This is a genomic window from Nonomuraea mesophila, from assembly GCF_004352805.1.
In the GTDB taxonomy this organism is placed as follows: Bacteria; Actinomycetota; Actinomycetes; order Streptosporangiales; family Streptosporangiaceae; genus Nonomuraea; species Nonomuraea longispora.
The window spans coordinates 1-14,540 of record NZ_SMLD01000213.1 but is presented as its reverse complement, the minus strand read 5'-3'; the positions used below and the strand labels follow the sequence as shown (position 1 = coordinate 14,540).

General features: G+C 71.9%; 12 protein-coding genes. 6 read left to right on the top strand and 6 right to left on the bottom strand.

From position 1 onward, the window contains the following. The 4 genes from E1295_RS42875 to E1295_RS42860 all read left to right on the top strand — a co-directional run. On the top strand, positions 1-726 hold a 726-nt coding region (locus E1295_RS42875; RefSeq protein WP_342775964.1), incomplete at its 5' end, for a DUF3152 domain-containing protein. A 13-nt stretch (positions 727-739) separates the two neighbouring features. Then, positions 740-2,173, top strand: a complete 1,434-nt coding sequence (locus tag E1295_RS42870; protein ID WP_132640236.1) for a carboxylesterase/lipase family protein — start codon at positions 740-742, stop codon at positions 2,171-2,173. A 148-nt stretch (positions 2,174-2,321) separates the two neighbouring features. Next, on the top strand, positions 2,322-3,437 hold the full coding sequence (locus E1295_RS42865) for an MBL fold metallo-hydrolase (RefSeq protein ID WP_132640234.1): 1,116 nt from the start codon (positions 2,322-2,324) through the stop codon (positions 3,435-3,437). A gap of 29 nt (positions 3,438-3,466) precedes the next feature. Next, on the top strand, positions 3,467-4,432 hold the full coding sequence (locus tag E1295_RS42860) for a pirin family protein (protein WP_132640232.1): 966 nt from the start codon (positions 3,467-3,469) through the stop codon (positions 4,430-4,432). Between the two features lie 13 nt (positions 4,433-4,445). On the opposite strand, the gene E1295_RS42855 is transcribed toward E1295_RS42860, so the two are convergent. The 5 genes from E1295_RS42855 to E1295_RS42835 form a co-directional block, all read right to left on the bottom strand. Next, on the bottom strand, positions 4,446-5,399 hold the full coding sequence (locus E1295_RS42855) for an ABC transporter permease (RefSeq protein ID WP_132640230.1): 954 nt from the start codon (positions 5,397-5,399) through the stop codon (positions 4,446-4,448). Next, entirely contained in the window at positions 5,396-6,367 is a 972-nt protein-coding gene (locus E1295_RS42850; RefSeq protein ID WP_132640228.1) for an ABC transporter permease, read from the bottom strand. The genes E1295_RS42855 and E1295_RS42850 overlap by 4 nt, the downstream gene beginning before the upstream one ends. Then, complete coding sequence (locus tag E1295_RS42845; RefSeq protein ID WP_132640226.1) at positions 6,360-7,946, bottom strand: sugar ABC transporter ATP-binding protein; 1,587 nt, start codon at positions 7,944-7,946, stop codon at positions 6,360-6,362. Before E1295_RS42845 ends, E1295_RS42850 begins: the two co-directional genes overlap by 8 nt. A gap of 1 nt (position 7,947) precedes the next feature. Continuing rightward, positions 7,948-9,015: an ABC transporter substrate-binding protein gene (locus tag E1295_RS42840; RefSeq protein ID WP_132640224.1), complete on the bottom strand. Its 1,068-nt coding sequence runs from the start codon at positions 9,013-9,015 to the stop codon at positions 7,948-7,950. A 61-nt stretch (positions 9,016-9,076) separates the two neighbouring features. After that, positions 9,077-11,602: a PA14 domain-containing protein gene (locus E1295_RS42835; protein ID WP_220449174.1), complete on the bottom strand. Its 2,526-nt coding sequence runs from the start codon at positions 11,600-11,602 to the stop codon at positions 9,077-9,079. A gap of 161 nt (positions 11,603-11,763) precedes the next feature. Between E1295_RS42835 and E1295_RS42830 the strand changes: the two genes are divergently transcribed. Beyond that, on the top strand, positions 11,764-12,564 hold the full coding sequence (locus tag E1295_RS42830; RefSeq protein WP_220449173.1) for a DeoR/GlpR family DNA-binding transcription regulator: 801 nt from the start codon (positions 11,764-11,766) through the stop codon (positions 12,562-12,564). Between the two features lie 86 nt (positions 12,565-12,650). Next, positions 12,651-14,144 carry a sugar ABC transporter ATP-binding protein gene (locus E1295_RS42825; RefSeq protein ID WP_246081072.1) on the top strand — a complete coding sequence of 498 codons (1,494 nt, stop codon included), beginning with the start codon at positions 12,651-12,653 and terminating at the stop codon, positions 14,142-14,144. 64 nt (positions 14,145-14,208) lie between these two features. Here E1295_RS42825 and E1295_RS49445 read toward each other — a convergent pair. Then, positions 14,209-14,540: hypothetical protein (locus E1295_RS49445; protein WP_181958134.1), on the bottom strand; the 332-nt coding region annotated here is incomplete at its 5' end.

Below are 14,540 nucleotides of genomic sequence, written 5' to 3'. Positions count from 1 at the left end.
ACGTTGCCGCTGCTCGCACCGCTGCTGCTGCTCCTGCTCCTGCTCGCCGCCGGATGCGGCGCACAGCCGGTCACCACCCCACCGGCCACCTCACCCGTGACCACCCCTCCCAGCACGTCCAGCGAGCCGCCGCCTCCTGGCGAGCGACGGGCCCGCGCGACCGTACGGGTGCCGTACGCGGTCTCCGGCAGGTACGCCGTCGTGCGTGGCGGCGCACCCCCGGGGCCGGGACCGGGCCCGGTCGTGCGATACCTGGTCGAGGTGGAGCGCGGCCTGCCGTTCGACCCTCGTACGTTCGCCTCCGACGTGCACCGCACGCTCAACGACGAGCGGGGCTGGGGGCGTTTCCGGCGGGTCGATCACCCGCCGGTGCGGGTGCGGGTCGCCCTGTCCAGCCCTCGCCTCACCCGCCGCCAGTGCCTGCCGCTGCGCACCGGAGGCAAGCTGTCCTGCTGGAACGGCACCCGCTCGGTCATCAACGCCCTGCGCTGGGCGAAGGGCGTCCCCCAGTACGACGGCCGGCTGACCGACTACCGGCACTACCTGATCAGCCATGAGGTCGGCCACGCCCTAGGGCACGGCCACCGCTCCTGCCCGGGGCCCGGCCGCCTGGCTCCTGTGATGGCCCAGCAGTCCAAGTCGCTGGGGGGCTGCCGGCCCAATCCGTGGCCGTTTCCGGGTCGCAAATTTCGCGAAAGAGATCAGACTAAAGATCGGAGACGCTGAGGGAAGGAAACGGATGATCAAAATCGGCGCCGGCCGGGTACGCGGGTCCGAGCGGGACGGCATCTCGGTCTTCAAGGGCATACCGTTCGCGAAGACCCCGTTCGGGCCGCTGCGCTTCGCCGCGCCCGTGCCGCCCGAACCGTGGGACGGCGTGCTGGACGCCGTACGGTTCGGCCCGCGGCCGCCGCAGCCGCCGATGATGCCCGGCCTGCCCGCGTGGAGTCCGGACGAAGGGCTCGACTGCCTCACCGTGAACGTCTGGACGCCCGACCCCGGCGGCTCAGGGCTGCCCGTGATGGTGTGGATCTACGGGGGCGCGTACCGCTCCGGCTGCGCCGACCTGCCCGTCTACGACGGCGCGACGCTCGCGGGCCACGGCGCGGTCGTGGTCACGTTCAACCACCGGGTCGGCATGGAGGGGTACGGTCACGTTCCCGGCGCTCCGGACAACCGTGGCCTGCTGGACTCGGTGGCCGCGCTGCGCTGGGTGCAGGACAACATCGCGGCGTTCGGCGGCGACCCGGGCAACGTCACGGTGTTCGGCGAGTCGGCGGGCGCGGGCGCCGTCGCGTGCCTGATGGCGATGCCGATGGCGGACGGCCTGTTCCGGCGGGCCATCGCGCAGAGCGTACCGGGCATGTTCTTCACGCCGGCTCACGCCGCCCGCGTCACCGAGTCGATCGTGCGCAGGACGGGGGGCGCTTCCCCGTACGACACCCCCGCGGAGGTGCTCGTGGCGGCGGCGGAGGCGGTCGCCACCGAAGAGATTCCCGGCAAACCACGCGAATGGGGATCGATCGCGTTCGCCCCGATCGCGTTCGCACCCGTGGTGGACGGCGAGGTGCTGCCCGACACACCGTGGAACGCCCTGGCCGCCGGCGCGAGCCGCGACGTCGAGCTGATCGCGGGCTACAACCGGGACGAGTACCGGATGTTCCACGTCATGGGCGGCGGGCGCTTCGACGACGTCGGGCGGGCCATGCGCATCCTGGCGCCCGCCGGGGCCGAGCGCGCCTACCGCGAGGCGTATCCGCAGGCCTCCGACGAGGACCTGTACGTGATGCTGTTGTCGGACTGGATGTTCCGGATGCCGAGCTCCCAGCTGGCCGACGCCCACACGGGCACGTCCTTCGTCTACGAACTGACCTGGGCGCCCACGCCGGTGTTCCGCGCCTGCCACGGCCTGGACGTGCCGCTCACCTTCGGCGCGCTCGACGACGAGCTGGCGCAGATGCTGGCCGGCGAGTCCCCCGACCTGCCGAAGCTGTCCGACCAGTTCCGCACGGCCTGGACGGCCTTCGCCGCCACCGGGGAGCCGGGCTGGCCGCGCTACGACACGGCGAGCGCCACCACGCACCTCTTCGACGTCGAACCCTCCGACGTGAACGATCCGGAGGCGCCCTCGCGGGCCGTCTGGTCGGCGACGGGATTCTCCCCGATCGGCTGATCCTCCGCCCCCGACCTGTCGGCGTGGATGGCGGTGGATGGCGGTGGATCGCACCGCGGGGACTATCGCGATATATCGTAGGTTGGGGAACACCGGGGACTCCCGCCGGGTTGAGCGGGACGGACTGATTTTTCCAGGGGAGTGTGCGATGGCACGAAAGCGGACGGCACGGCGCGTCCTCGCGGGTGGCGCGGTCCTCGCCGCGGCCGGCTGGGCACTGCGCGACCTGCCCGCCGAGCTGGGCGTACGGCCACTGACGTCGGGGCCCGACCGGGAGGCGAGGATACGACGTTCGCCGCAGTTCAGGGACGGCGCGTTCGTCAATCCGGCACCCGAGACGTCGCTGGCCAGGCCGCCCGCGAGCCTGCTCGGCGACCTGGCCAAGGACAGGGAGCAGCGCCGCCCCGGCGGCATCGTCCCGCTGCGCGTCCCGCCGTCCGGCCCGCCGCCCGAGGACGGCGTGCGGGCCGTCTGGTACGGCCACGCCTCCACGCTGGTCGAGATCGAGGGCAGGCGGGTGTTGTTCGACCCGGTGTGGAGCAGGCGGGTCTCCCCCACGCGCCTCGTCGGCCCGAAGCGGCACCATCCGGTGCCCGTGGAGTTGGGCGAGCTGCCGCAGGTCGACGCGATCGCCATCTCCCACGACCACTACGACCACCTCGACCTGACCACGGTGCGCGCGCTGACGCGGATGCAGAAGGCGCCGTTCCTGGTGCCGCTGGGCATCGGCGCGCACCTGGAGCGGTGGGGCGTGCCCGCGTTCCGGATCATCGAGCTCGACTGGGACGAGGAGGCCGAGGTGGCGGGGCTGCGTTTCGTCGCCACGGCGGCCCGCCACTTCTCGGGCCGCACCTTCACCCGCAACGACACGCTCTGGGGCTCCTGGGTGGTCGCCGGGGCGGCCAGACGGGTGTTCTACGCCGGCGACTCCGGCTATTTCGAAGGGTACCGGGGCATCGGGTCGGCGCACGGGCCGTTCGACCTGACGCTGATGCCGATCGGCGCCTACAGCCCGGCCTGGCCGGACATCCACATGACGCCGGAGGAAGCCGTCAACGCCCACCTCGACCTGGGCGGCGGGCTGCTGCTCCCGGTGCACTGGGCGACGTTCACGCTGGCCCTGCACCCGTGGGCGGAGCCGGTGGAGCGGTTGTGGCGCGAGGCCAAGGCCCGTGACGTCGAGATCGTCGTGCCGCGGCCGGGTGAGGCCGTGGACACCACGGCCGCCCCGGTGGTGGACGGCTGGTGGGAGACCCTGGCCTGACCGCCCGGCGCGGGACGTACAGTCGGAGCGTGAGCAACCTGGAGCGGGAACCGCGGGAGATCCGCTGCGGCGCCGGCAGGACGGCGAGCACAAATCCGGACGGTCCAGGCCCGGACGGTGCGGGCTCGGACACAGGCCCGGGCGAGGTGCTGGCGGGGCGCGAGGTCCCGCTCGGCGGCCCGCGCGCGATGACGGTGAGCAGGACCCTGCCCGGCCGGCAGCGGCGGATGATCGGCGCGTGGTGCTTCGTGGACGCCTACGGGCCGCAGCGGGCCGAGATGCGGGTGCCGCCCCACCCGCACACCGGCCTGCAGACCGTGAGCTGGCTGGTCGCGGGCGAGGTGCTGCACCGCGACAGCCTCGGCACCCTGCAGCACGTACGCCCAGGGCAGCTGAACCTGATGACGGCCGGCCGCGGGATCTCGCACTCGGAGGAGTCGCCGCTCGCCCCGCTGCACGGGGTGCAGCTGTGGGTGGCGCTGCCCGGCGGGCACCGCCACACCGGGCCCGCCTTCGAGCATCATCCCGTCATGCCCGTGCTGCGCGGCCCCGGCTTCGAGGCCGGCGTGATCATGGGGACCCTCGGCGGCGTGCGCTCCCCCGCCACCGCGTTCACTCCGCTCGTGGGCGCCGAGATCACCGTGGACGGCACCGGTGAGGTGCCGCTCGACGCGGGGTTCGAGCACGGGCTGCTGCTGCTCGACGGCGCCGTCGAGCACCTGGAGCGGGGGCCGCTGCGCTACCTCCCTCCGGGACGCTCCCGGGTCCGGCTGTCGGGGCGGGGCCGGGTGCTGCTGATCGGCGGCGAGCCGTTCGGCGAGGAGATCGTCATGTGGTGGAACTTCGTCGGCCGTTCCCACGACGAGATCGCCGCGTACCGGAAGGAGTGGATGGAGGGCGAGGGGTTCGGCGTCGTCGAGGGGTTCGACGGGGCTCCGCTCCCCGCGCCCGTCCTGCCCGCCACCCGGCTCAAGCCGCGCGGGCGGGCCCGCTAGGGATCGTCCGGGGTCAGGTCAGCCGCTGCGCCTTGCTCAGCAGCCGCTGCGCCACGACCACCAGTGCCAGGAACAATCCGCTCACCACCTGCTGGAACGCGGACGTCAGGTTGCCCACCTGGTTGATCAGGCTCTGGATGACGCCGAGCAGCAGCACCCCGGCCACCGTTCCCGTGATCCCGCCGGCTCCCCCGGTCAGCAGGGTCCCGCCGATGACCACGGCGGCGATCACGTCCAGTTCCATCCCGATTCCGAGGATCGTCACCCCGGAGGACAGGCGGGCCGCGTTGAGCGCGCCGGCCAGCCCCGCGAGCAGCCCCGACATCAGGTAGACGTACACCTTCGTGCGCACCACCGGCACGCCCATGAGCGCCGCCGCCTGCTCGTTGCCGCCGATGGCGTAGACGTTCTGGCCGAAGCCCGTACGCTGCAGCAGCACCATGGCGGCCAGCGACAGGGCGATCGTGATCCAGACCGGGTACGTCAGGCCGAGCACATCCCCCTGACCCAGCGCCGCGAAGGCCCGGTCCTCGACCAGGTACGTCGTGGCGCCCTCGTCGGAGATCGCGAGCATGAGGCCGCGCACGCCCAGCAGCCCGGCCAGGGTGACGATGAACGGCGCCATGCCCGTACGCGCGATGACCAGGCCCTGCAGCAGGCCCGCCAGCCCGCACACCGCCAGCGGCAGCAGCAGCGCCACGACGAGCCCGTACTGCGAGCCGTACGCCGCCAGCACGCCTCCGAGCACGAACAGCGACCCCACCGACAGGTCTATGCCGCCGCTGATGATGACGAACGTCATGCCGATCGCGATGATCGCCAGGAAGGACGACGACACGACCACGCTGGCGGCGTTCCCCGTCGTGGCGAAGGAGTCGAACGCCAGGCTGCCCACGATCACCAGCACGCCCAGCACCATGACCGCGCCGTGCTGCTGCAGCACCCGGCTCACCTGTTCACGGTTCATCGGGTGGCACGCTCCCTGGTGGCGTAGACGGCGGCCAGGATGATGACCGCCTGGACCATCTGGGTCCACGACTGCGGCAGGTTGTGTTTGATCAGCGTGGCGGCCAGCAGCTGCATGAGCAGCGCGCCCATGACGGTGCTGAGCACCCTGATCCGGCCGCCGGTCAGAGGCGTGCCGCCGACGACGACGGCGGTGATCGCCGACAGCTCGATGAACAGGCCGAGCGACGTCGGGTCGCTCGCCTGCAGGCGGGCGGTGGCGAGCACCCCGGCCAGCGCCGCGAGCAGGCCGGAGATCACGTAGACGATCAGCAGGACACGTTTGACGGGCAGCCCGGACAGCTCGCTGGCCGACCGGTTGCCGCCGATCGCCACCACCTGCCGGCCGAACGTGGTCCGCCGCACCACGAACATCACGACGAGCGTGAGCGCCGCCGCGATGAGCACGATGACGGGGATCCCGGCGACCGAGCTGCTGCCCAGCGCGATCAGGTCGGGGTTGCGGAACTCGACCAGCTGCGGCACGAGCACGTTGGCCAGCCCTCGTACGCCGACCAGCAGGGCCAAGGTGGCGACGATCGGCTGCACGTTGACGTAGGCGACCAGCGCCCCTCCCACGGCGCCCACGACGGCCCCGCCGAGCACGGCCACGATCAGCGCGGGCAGCCAGCCGTACCCTAGGTAGAGCACGACCAGCGCGGCGGCCAGCGACATCGCCGAGCCGACCGACAGGTCGATGCCCTGGGTGCCGATGACCAGGGCCATGCCCAGGGAGACGATCACGATGGGGGTGACCTGGACGAGCTGGGTGCGGAAGTTCGAGGCGTCCAGGAAGTGCGGCGTGAACAGCACGTTGAACAGCAGCAGCGCCAGCACGGCGGCGTACACACCGTAGTCCTGCACCCAGCCGAACACGCGCGGCTTCAGCACGGCGACGCGGCCGGCGCCCTGGGTGGTGAGCTCAGCCATCGGCCTGCTCCGCGATCGTCGCCATGATCCTCTCCTCGGTGACGTCGCCGCCCGACAACTCCCCCGCGACCGCGCCGTCACGCAGCACGAGGATCCGGTCGGCGCCCTCGACCAGCTCCTCCAGGTCGGAGGAGATCAGCAGCACGCCCAGGCCCTCCCCCGCCAGCTCGTCGATCAGCGCCTGCACCTCGGCCTTGGCTCCGACGTCGATGCCCCGGGTGGGCTCGTCGAGCAGCAGCACCTTCGGCCGTACGGCGAGCCAGCGGGCGAGCAGCACCTTCTGCTGGTTGCCGCCGGACAGCTCGGAGACGAGCTGGTGCGGCGAGGCGGCCTTGATCCTCAGCCTCCGCATGAAGATCTCGACCACGCGGTCGATCTTGGCGTCGGACACCACGCCGCCCCGGCCGAGCGAGGGCAGCGCGGCGAGCGCGATGTTCTCGCGGACGGACAGGGTCGGGATGATGCCCTCCGCCTTACGGTCCTCGGGCAGCAGGCTGACGCCCGCGCGGATGGCCGCCGTGGTGGAGCCGGCGCGCACAGGCGCCCCGGCCACGAGCACCTGCCCGCCGTCCAGCGGGAGCGCGCCGACGATGGCCTTGGCGGTCTCGGTACGGCCGGCGCCGAGCAGCCCTCCTAGCCCGACCACCTCGCCGGGCCTGACGGACACGTCCACGCCGTCGAGGACGTGCCGCCGGGTCAGGCCGCGCGCCTCGACGACCGGGGAACGCCGGCCCTGCCCACTGCCCGCGCCCGTACCCGCGCCCGTGCCCGTGCCCGCGCCCGTGCCCGTGCCCGTGCCCGTGCCCGTGCGGTCACGGGAGAAGCGGGTCATGCCCTGGGAGCGGACCTCGTTCAGGTCGCGGCCGAGCATCAGCGAGATGAGCCGCAGGCGTTCCACATCGGCCAGCGCCCCGGTGTGGGCGACCCGGCCGTCACGCAGCACGGTCACCTGGTCGCACACCTGGTAGAGCTCGTCGAGGCGATGGCTGACGTACATGACCGCGATGCCCTGGTCGCGCAGTCGCCTGATCACCCCGAACAACGTCTCGACCTCGCGCGGCTCCAGCGACGAGGTGGGCTCGTCCATGATGACGACCCGGGCGTCGATGGAGACGGCCCTGGCCAGCGCGACCATCTGCTGGGCGCCGACGCCGAGCGAGCGCAGCGGCCGCCTGACGTCGGTGTCGACGCCGTAGCCGGCGAGGACCCGTTCCGCCTCGCCGTTCATGGCGGCCGCGTCGATCACGCCGAAGCGGCCGCGCGGCTCGCGGCCGAGCAGCAGGTTGCGGGCCACGCTCATCATCGGGACGAGGTTGACCTCCTGGTAGATGGTGGAGATGCCGGCGCGCTGCGCGTCCATGGGGCTGCCGAAGGCGGCGGGTTCGCCCTGGTGGCGCAGCTCGCCGCCGTCCGGCTGGTACACGCCGGTGAAGACTTTGATCAGCGTGGACTTCCCGGCGCCGTTCTCCCCGACGAGGGCGTGCACCTCACCCGGGCGGAGGGCGAGGGACACGCCGTCGAGGGCGAGCACACCGGGGAAGCGCTTGCTGACCCCCCTGGCCTCGAGAACCGGTTCCAAGTCAGTACGCCTCACCGAGGGAGTCCTTGGCGTTGGTCGTGTCGTAGTCCCGGTCGGAGATGATCACCTTGTCGGGGATGGGCTCTCCGTCGAGGAACTTCTGGGCGGTCTCGAAGGCCAGCGGGCCGAAGCGCGGGTTCGACTCGATGACCGCGTGCAGCCAGCCGTCGGCGATGGCCTGGACGGCGCTGCGGGTGCCGTCCACCGACACGATCTTGATGTCGCCGGCCTCCTTGCCCGCGCCCTTCAGCGCGGTGACCGCGCCGAGCGCCATCTCGTCGTTCTCCGCGTAGATGCCGTTGATGTCGGGGTTGGACTGGATGAGCTGCTCGGTGACCTGCTGGCCCTTCTCGCGGGCGAACTCGCCGGTCTGCTCGAACGAGATCGTGATGTCCGGCGCCTTCTCCTTGACGCGGTCCTTGAAGCCGTTCGTACGCTCGGTGGTGACGTTGTTCCCGGGGGCGCCGAGGAGGATGGCGACCTTGCCCTTGCCGCCGAGCGCGTCGATCATGCGGTCGGCGGCGCGCTTGCCCTGCTCGTAGAAGTCCGAGCCGATGAACGTCAGGTAGTCGCTGCACGGCTTGGCGTTGATCTTCCGGTCGACCGTGATGATCGGGATCTTCTTGGCGGCGGCCTGCTGGAGCACGGGCTCCCAGCCGTCGGAGTTGAGCGGGGCGATCACCAGGAGCTGCACGCCCTGGGCGATGAGCTGCTGCACGTCGGTGATCTGCTTGGAGAACTGCGACTGGGCGTTGGTGACCTTGAGGTCCTTGATGCCGAGCTTGTCCGCCTCGTCCCTGATCGACTTGGTCTCGGCGATCCGGAACGGGTTGGCCTCCTTCTCGGACTGCGAGAAGCCGACCGTGGCCGTCTTGAGGTCGAACTTCTCGCCGCCGAACTGGTCGAGCGTGCAGGTGGGGCCGGCCGTGCCCGAGGGCGTCTGGACGACCTGCTGCCCCGCGGTGCTGGTGGCGGCGGGCGCGCTCTGGGGCTCTTCCGACTTGGCGCAGGCCGACGCGGTGAGGAGCACGGCCAGCGCCAGCGCGGCTGTCCGGATATGGGGGGTCATGGCGTTCCTTTCCTATCAGGAGCCGCGCCCGGGCCACGAGGGCCCGGGCGCGGGCCGGAGCTCAGGCGCAGGACGGGTCGACCTCGCCCGTCAGCGCCTTGTGCGCGTCGTGGACGCGCTTCACGTCGGGCTTGGTGACCGCACGGTCGTACGTCATCAGGCCGTTGATCTCGGTCTCCACGTCGGTGGTCTGGGTGTAGATCGCGCCGCTGAGCTGCTCACAGGCGTGCAGCCGCCGCAGTTCCCCGACCATGCCGACGTAGCGGTCGGTGAGCGCCTCGGGGTCGGGCTCGACCGCGTAGCCCCAGCCGCCGCCGGACCAGGTGTGGCCGACCAGCGGCAGGGCCAGGCCGCCGTACTCGCCGATCACGTTGGCCCTGGTGCCCTCCGGTTTGCCGGGGTTGCCGGGACCGGGGTAGATGTGGAAGTCCTTGACGTCGCCGTTGCCGCCGTCCACGGCGCCGCAGCAGTTGACTCCGCTCATGTTGTTCACCAGGCGCGAGGGGTCCCACTTCTTGACCAGGTCGGCGATGCGCGCCTGGTCGTACTGGCCCCAGCCCTCGTTGAAGGGCACCCACATCACGATGGACGGGCTGCTGCGGTGCTGGTCGACCAGCTCGCGCAGCTCGGCCTCGAACTGGGGCCTGTCGTCGGCGCGTACGGTCGACGGCATGTCCTGCCAGACCAGCAGGCCCAGCTTGTCGGCGTGGTGGTACCAGCGGTCGGGCTCGACCTTGACGTGCTTGCGCACCGCGTTGAAGCCGAGCGCCTTGGTCTGCTCCAGGTCGTGGCGCAGGGCCTCGTCGGTCGGGGCGGTGTAGATGCCGTCGGGCCAGAAGCCCTGGTCGAGCGGGCCGATCTGGAAGACCGGCCTGCCGTTGAGGATCATCCGGTTGCCGGACACCTCGATGGAGCGCATGCCGAAGTACGACTCGGCCCTGTCGCGCTTGAGCCTGACCTCCAGGTCGTACAGGTGGGGGTCGTCGGGGGACCACAGTTTCGGCTTGCGCACCGGGATCCTGAGCTCCTTGCCGGTCCTGCCGGTGGCCCTGCCGACAACGCGCCTGCCGTCCCTGGCCGTCACGACGACGGTGCCGGGCGAACCGTGCACGGTGACCTTCACCGCCTCGCCCGGCACGTCGGGCACGGCGTCGACGCGCTCGATGTGGTCCTTGGCGACCGGTTCGAGCCAGACGGACTGCCAGATGCCGGACACGGCGGTGTACCAGATGCCGCCCGGGTCGAGCCGCTGCTTGCCGAGGGCCTGGCTGCCGGCGTCGGTCGGGTCGTACACGCCGACGACGAGCTCCTGGCGGCCGTGGCGCTTGAGCGCGTCGGTGACGTCCACGCTGATCCGGTCGTAGCCGCCCTTGTGGGTGGTGACCCGCTTGCCGTTGACGTAGACGGCGGCCTGCCAGTCCACCGCGTCGAGGTGCAGCAGGACACGGTCGCCGCGCCAGCCGCGCGGCACCTCGAACGTCCTGCGGTACCACATGCGCTCCTCGTGCCGGCCGATGCCGGACAGCTGGGACTCGACGGGGTACGGCACGACGATGCGCTCGGGCAGGTCACGGCCGGCGGGCGCGGCCTCGCCCTCCTTGGCCGGGGCGAACTGCCACGTGCCGTTGAGGCTCTGCCAGCGGTCCCTGACGAGCTGCGGCCTGGGGTACTCGGGCAGCGGGTTCGCCGGGTCGACGTCGTCGGCCCACTGGCTGCGCAGGATGTAGGTGGAGGTGTTGTGCACGTAGCCGTAGGTGTACGCGGCCAGCTCGGTGCCGTCGGCGTACGTGATGCCGCCGGTGCCGTCGTACCCGGTGCGTACGGTGTTGCCCGCCTTCGCCGGGATCGGGTGCTTCAGCGTGAGCTCGACGGTCTCGGGGGTCTTCAGGGTCGCCGTGGTCACGGGCCAGGCCGTGCCGCCGACGGTGACGGCGAGCTTGCCCGCGGCGTCCGGGGGCAGTTCGGCCAGCGCCTTGGGGAAGGTGAGCGTGGCGACGTCGCCGGCCTCGCCGAGCCGGGCGTCGGCGGGGCCTCCGGGGTCGAAGTCCTCGGGCAGCGTGAACGCCTGCGCGGGCACGACGGCCTTCGGCTGGCTTGGGCTCTGCCAGCGCAGGCGCAGGTGGGCGCCGCCGTAGTGCTCGAAGTACTCGACCTTGATGTCGTACTTCCTGCCGGCCTCCAGCGCGATCGGTGTGCCGGTCTGCTCGGTGTCCCAGTCGTCCACCCAGTGGTCGATGATCGGCTCGCCGTCGATCCAGAGGCGGAAGCCGTTGTCGCCGATCATGGAGAAGGTGTAGGTCTCGGAGTGCTCGGGCTCGATCTGCCCGGTCCACCGGACGGTGACGTCGTCCTCCCTGCCGGTCAGCATGGTGAACACGGGGTTCAGGTCGGCCAGCTCCAGGTTGGGGTCGACGACGCTCGCCTTGAGCTCGGCGAAGTCGAACGCGCCCGCCTCCGAGGCGAGGTAGTAGTCGCCGCGCAGGCCGTGCCGCTCGGTCGCGGCGGGGACAGAGGCCGAGGCGGGCGGCGGCACCTGCCATAAGACGGACATCAGAACGGCGAGCAACAGCACGAGGGGCTTACGCAACGGGGGGTCCTTTCGATGCGCTGATCACGTTCGGACAGCTTTTGACCCTGACATGCTCCAAAGTAAGCACTGCCGGACCGAGCCGGTCAAGATTTCCGATCAGATTCGTTCGCGTTCGGTCAAAGGTGAACGCATGTTGGCGCGTCGAATATGATCGGGACGTGAGCGACACGCAGAGCGACGGCCGCAGGCCCGTGTTCGCCGCTGAACGCAGGCAGCGCATCCTCGAGCTGGTGCGCGCCAACGGCGCGGTGTCGCTGCGCGAGCTCGCCCAGGCCGTGCACTCCTCCGAGGTCACCGTCCGGCGCGACCTGCGCGCGCTGGAGTCGGAGGGCCTGCTCAACCGCCACCACGGCGGCGCCACCCTGCCGGGAGAGCTGTCGCGCGAGGCCGGCTACGCCCACAAGGTCTCGCTGGAGTCCGCCGAGAAGGCCGCCATCGCCGAGCTGGCCGCCGCGCTCGTGGAGGACGGCGACGCCATCGTCGTCGGGCCCGGCACCACCACCCAGGAGTTCGCCCGCCGCCTGACGCGGCACTCCGAGCTGGCCGTCGTGACCAACTCGCTGCTGGTCGCCCAGGTGCTGGCCGGCTCGCCGCGCGTCGAGGTGATGCTCACCGGCGGCACGCTGCGCGGCTCGATCCTGGCCCTGGTGGGCAGCGCGGCCGAGCACTCGCTGGCGGGCCTGCGGGTGCGCAGGGCGTTCATCTCGGGCAACGGGCTGAGCGCCGACCGCGGGCTGTCGACGCCCAACATGCAGGTGGCGGGGGTCGACCGGGCGCTGGCAGCCGCCGCCGAGGAGGTCGTCGTGCTGGCCGACCACACCAAGGTCGGCGTCGACACGATGGTGCAGACCGTCCCCGCCGACCAGATCGCCCACCTGGTCACCGACGACTCCGCGCCCCGCGACGTGCTCGACGAGCTGAGCGGCCGGGGCGTGCGCCTGCACGTCGCCCAGTTCTGATCGCGCTACTGATCGAATGTGACAAACCCGTTACGGGAATGTTTTCTTCCTCCACCACGATCGAGGCGGAGGCAACCGTGCTACAGGTGGCAGGCGTTCTCAAGACCTTCCAGGGCGTCACCGCCCTCGACCACGTCACCATGTCCGTACGCCCCGGCGAGGTGCACGCCCTGATCGGCGGCAACGGCGCGGGCAAGTCGACCCTGGTGAAGGTGCTCTCCGGCGTCCACCCGCCCGACGCGGGCGAGGTGCGCTTCCGCGACGAACCGGTCACGTTCACCGGCCCGGCCGACGCCAGGCGGGCCGGGATCGCCACGATCCACCAGGAGACCAACCTCGTCCCCACCATGAGCGTCGCCCGCAACCTGCTGCTCGGCAGGGAGCCCAGGGGCCGGCTCGGGCTGATCGACGGCGCGGCCGTGCACGCCCGCGCCGAGGAGATGCTGGCCGCGTACGGGCTGCGCATCGACGTACGCCGCCCGCTCGCCTCGCTCAACGAGGGCACGCGCCAGCTCGTCGCCCTGGCCAGGGCGGCCTCCGCCGACGCCCGCCTGGTCATCATGGACGAGCCCACGTCGGCGCTGGAGCACGCCGAGCTGGAGCCCCTGTTCGCGGCCGTGACCCGGCTGCGCGAGGAGGGCCGCTCGGTCATCTACGTCACCCACCGGCTGGAGGAGCTGTTCGGCATCTGCGACCGGGTCACCGTGCTGCGTGACGGCCGGGTCGTGCACACCGGGCCGCTGGCGGGGCTCGACCGGCTGCGGCTGGTCTCGCTCATGCTCGGGCGGCCTTTCCACCCGGTGGACCCGCCCTTCTCGGCCGGTCCGGCCGAAGAGCCCGCCGACGTGCCCGTCCTCGTGGCGAAGGACCTCACCCGCCACCACGTGCTCGACGGGGTGTCGCTGGCGATGCGGGCCGGCGAGGTGATCGGGCTCGGCGGGCTGCTCGGCGCCGGGCGCAGCGAGACGGCCCGCGCCATCGCGGGCGCACTGCCGGTGGACGCGGGGCAGGTGACGGTGACCGGCGCGCGTCCCGCGTCGGGGGCACGCAAGTGGTCGGTCAGGAGCGCCGTACGCGCCGGGATCGGCCTGGTGCCGGAGAACCGGAAGACCGAGGGCATCGTGCCCACGCTGTCGGTGCGCGACAACATCGCCCTCGCCGCGCTGCCGCGCCTGTCGCGGGCGGGCATCGTGTCCGACGCGCAGGTGGACGGCATCGTGGCGACCTTCATGAGGCGGCTCGGCATCAAGGCCGTCTCGCCCCGGCAGCCGGCCGGCGAGCTGTCGGGCGGCAACCAGCAGAAGGTGCTGCTGGCGCGGTGGCTGGCCATGCACCCCAAGGTGCTGCTGCTGGACGAGCCCACCCGCGGGGTCGACGTGGCGACCAAGCTGGAGATGCAGGCGCTGCTCGACGAACTCGCCGTGGACGGGCTGGCGATCCTGCTCATCTCGTCCGACGTGGCCGAGCTGGTGGCCAACTGCGACAGCGTGGTGGTGCTGCGCGACGGCGCGATCACCGAGCAGCTGACCGGCCCCGAGGTGACCGAGGACCGCCTGCTGACGGCCCTGGCCAAGGACTGACCACCGACCCCCTACGCGGCCGGCCCGGCGGCGTGGCAGGCGATCACCGCACGGGGGGCGCGGCTCACGGGCGTTCCCGGCCGCGCGACCGGCGTACCCTGCGGACCACGATCTGCCGTCCGAGCAGCACCGAACCCGGCACCAGCACGACCCCCAGCAGGGAGGTGCCCAGGCCCACGCCGACGCCGGCGTCCAGCAGCCCCTCGCCGTCGCCGCCGAGCACCGGCAGGCCGAGCGACACTGACACCGAGACCGACAGCAGCGGCTCCCTGTCCCGCACCGGCGGGTCGGGCTCGTCCGTGCCCGGCGGCGGATCGTCGGGGGGATCGTCCGGCGGGTCGGTGGCGGGCGGGTCGTCCACGGTGGGCAGCGTGGTCGGCCGGGTGGTCGGCCGGG

Excerpts from the sequence above, each read along its gene's own strand:
- E1295_RS42870 (WP_132640236.1), top strand. The coding sequence starts at position 740 with ATGATCAAAATCGGCGCCGGCCGGGTACGCGGGTCCGAGCGGGACGGC.
- E1295_RS42865 (WP_132640234.1), top strand. The coding sequence starts at position 2,322 with ATGGCACGAAAGCGGACGGCACGGCGCGTCCTCGCGGGTGGCGCGGTC.
- E1295_RS42855 (WP_132640230.1), bottom strand. The coding sequence starts at position 5,399 with ATGAACCGTGAACAGGTGAGCCGGGTGCTGCAGCAGCACGGCGCGGTC.
- E1295_RS42850 (WP_132640228.1), bottom strand. The coding sequence starts at position 6,367 with ATGGCTGAGCTCACCACCCAGGGCGCCGGCCGCGTCGCCGTGCTGAAG.
- E1295_RS42840 (WP_132640224.1), bottom strand. The coding sequence starts at position 9,015 with ATGACCCCCCATATCCGGACAGCCGCGCTGGCGCTGGCCGTGCTCCTC.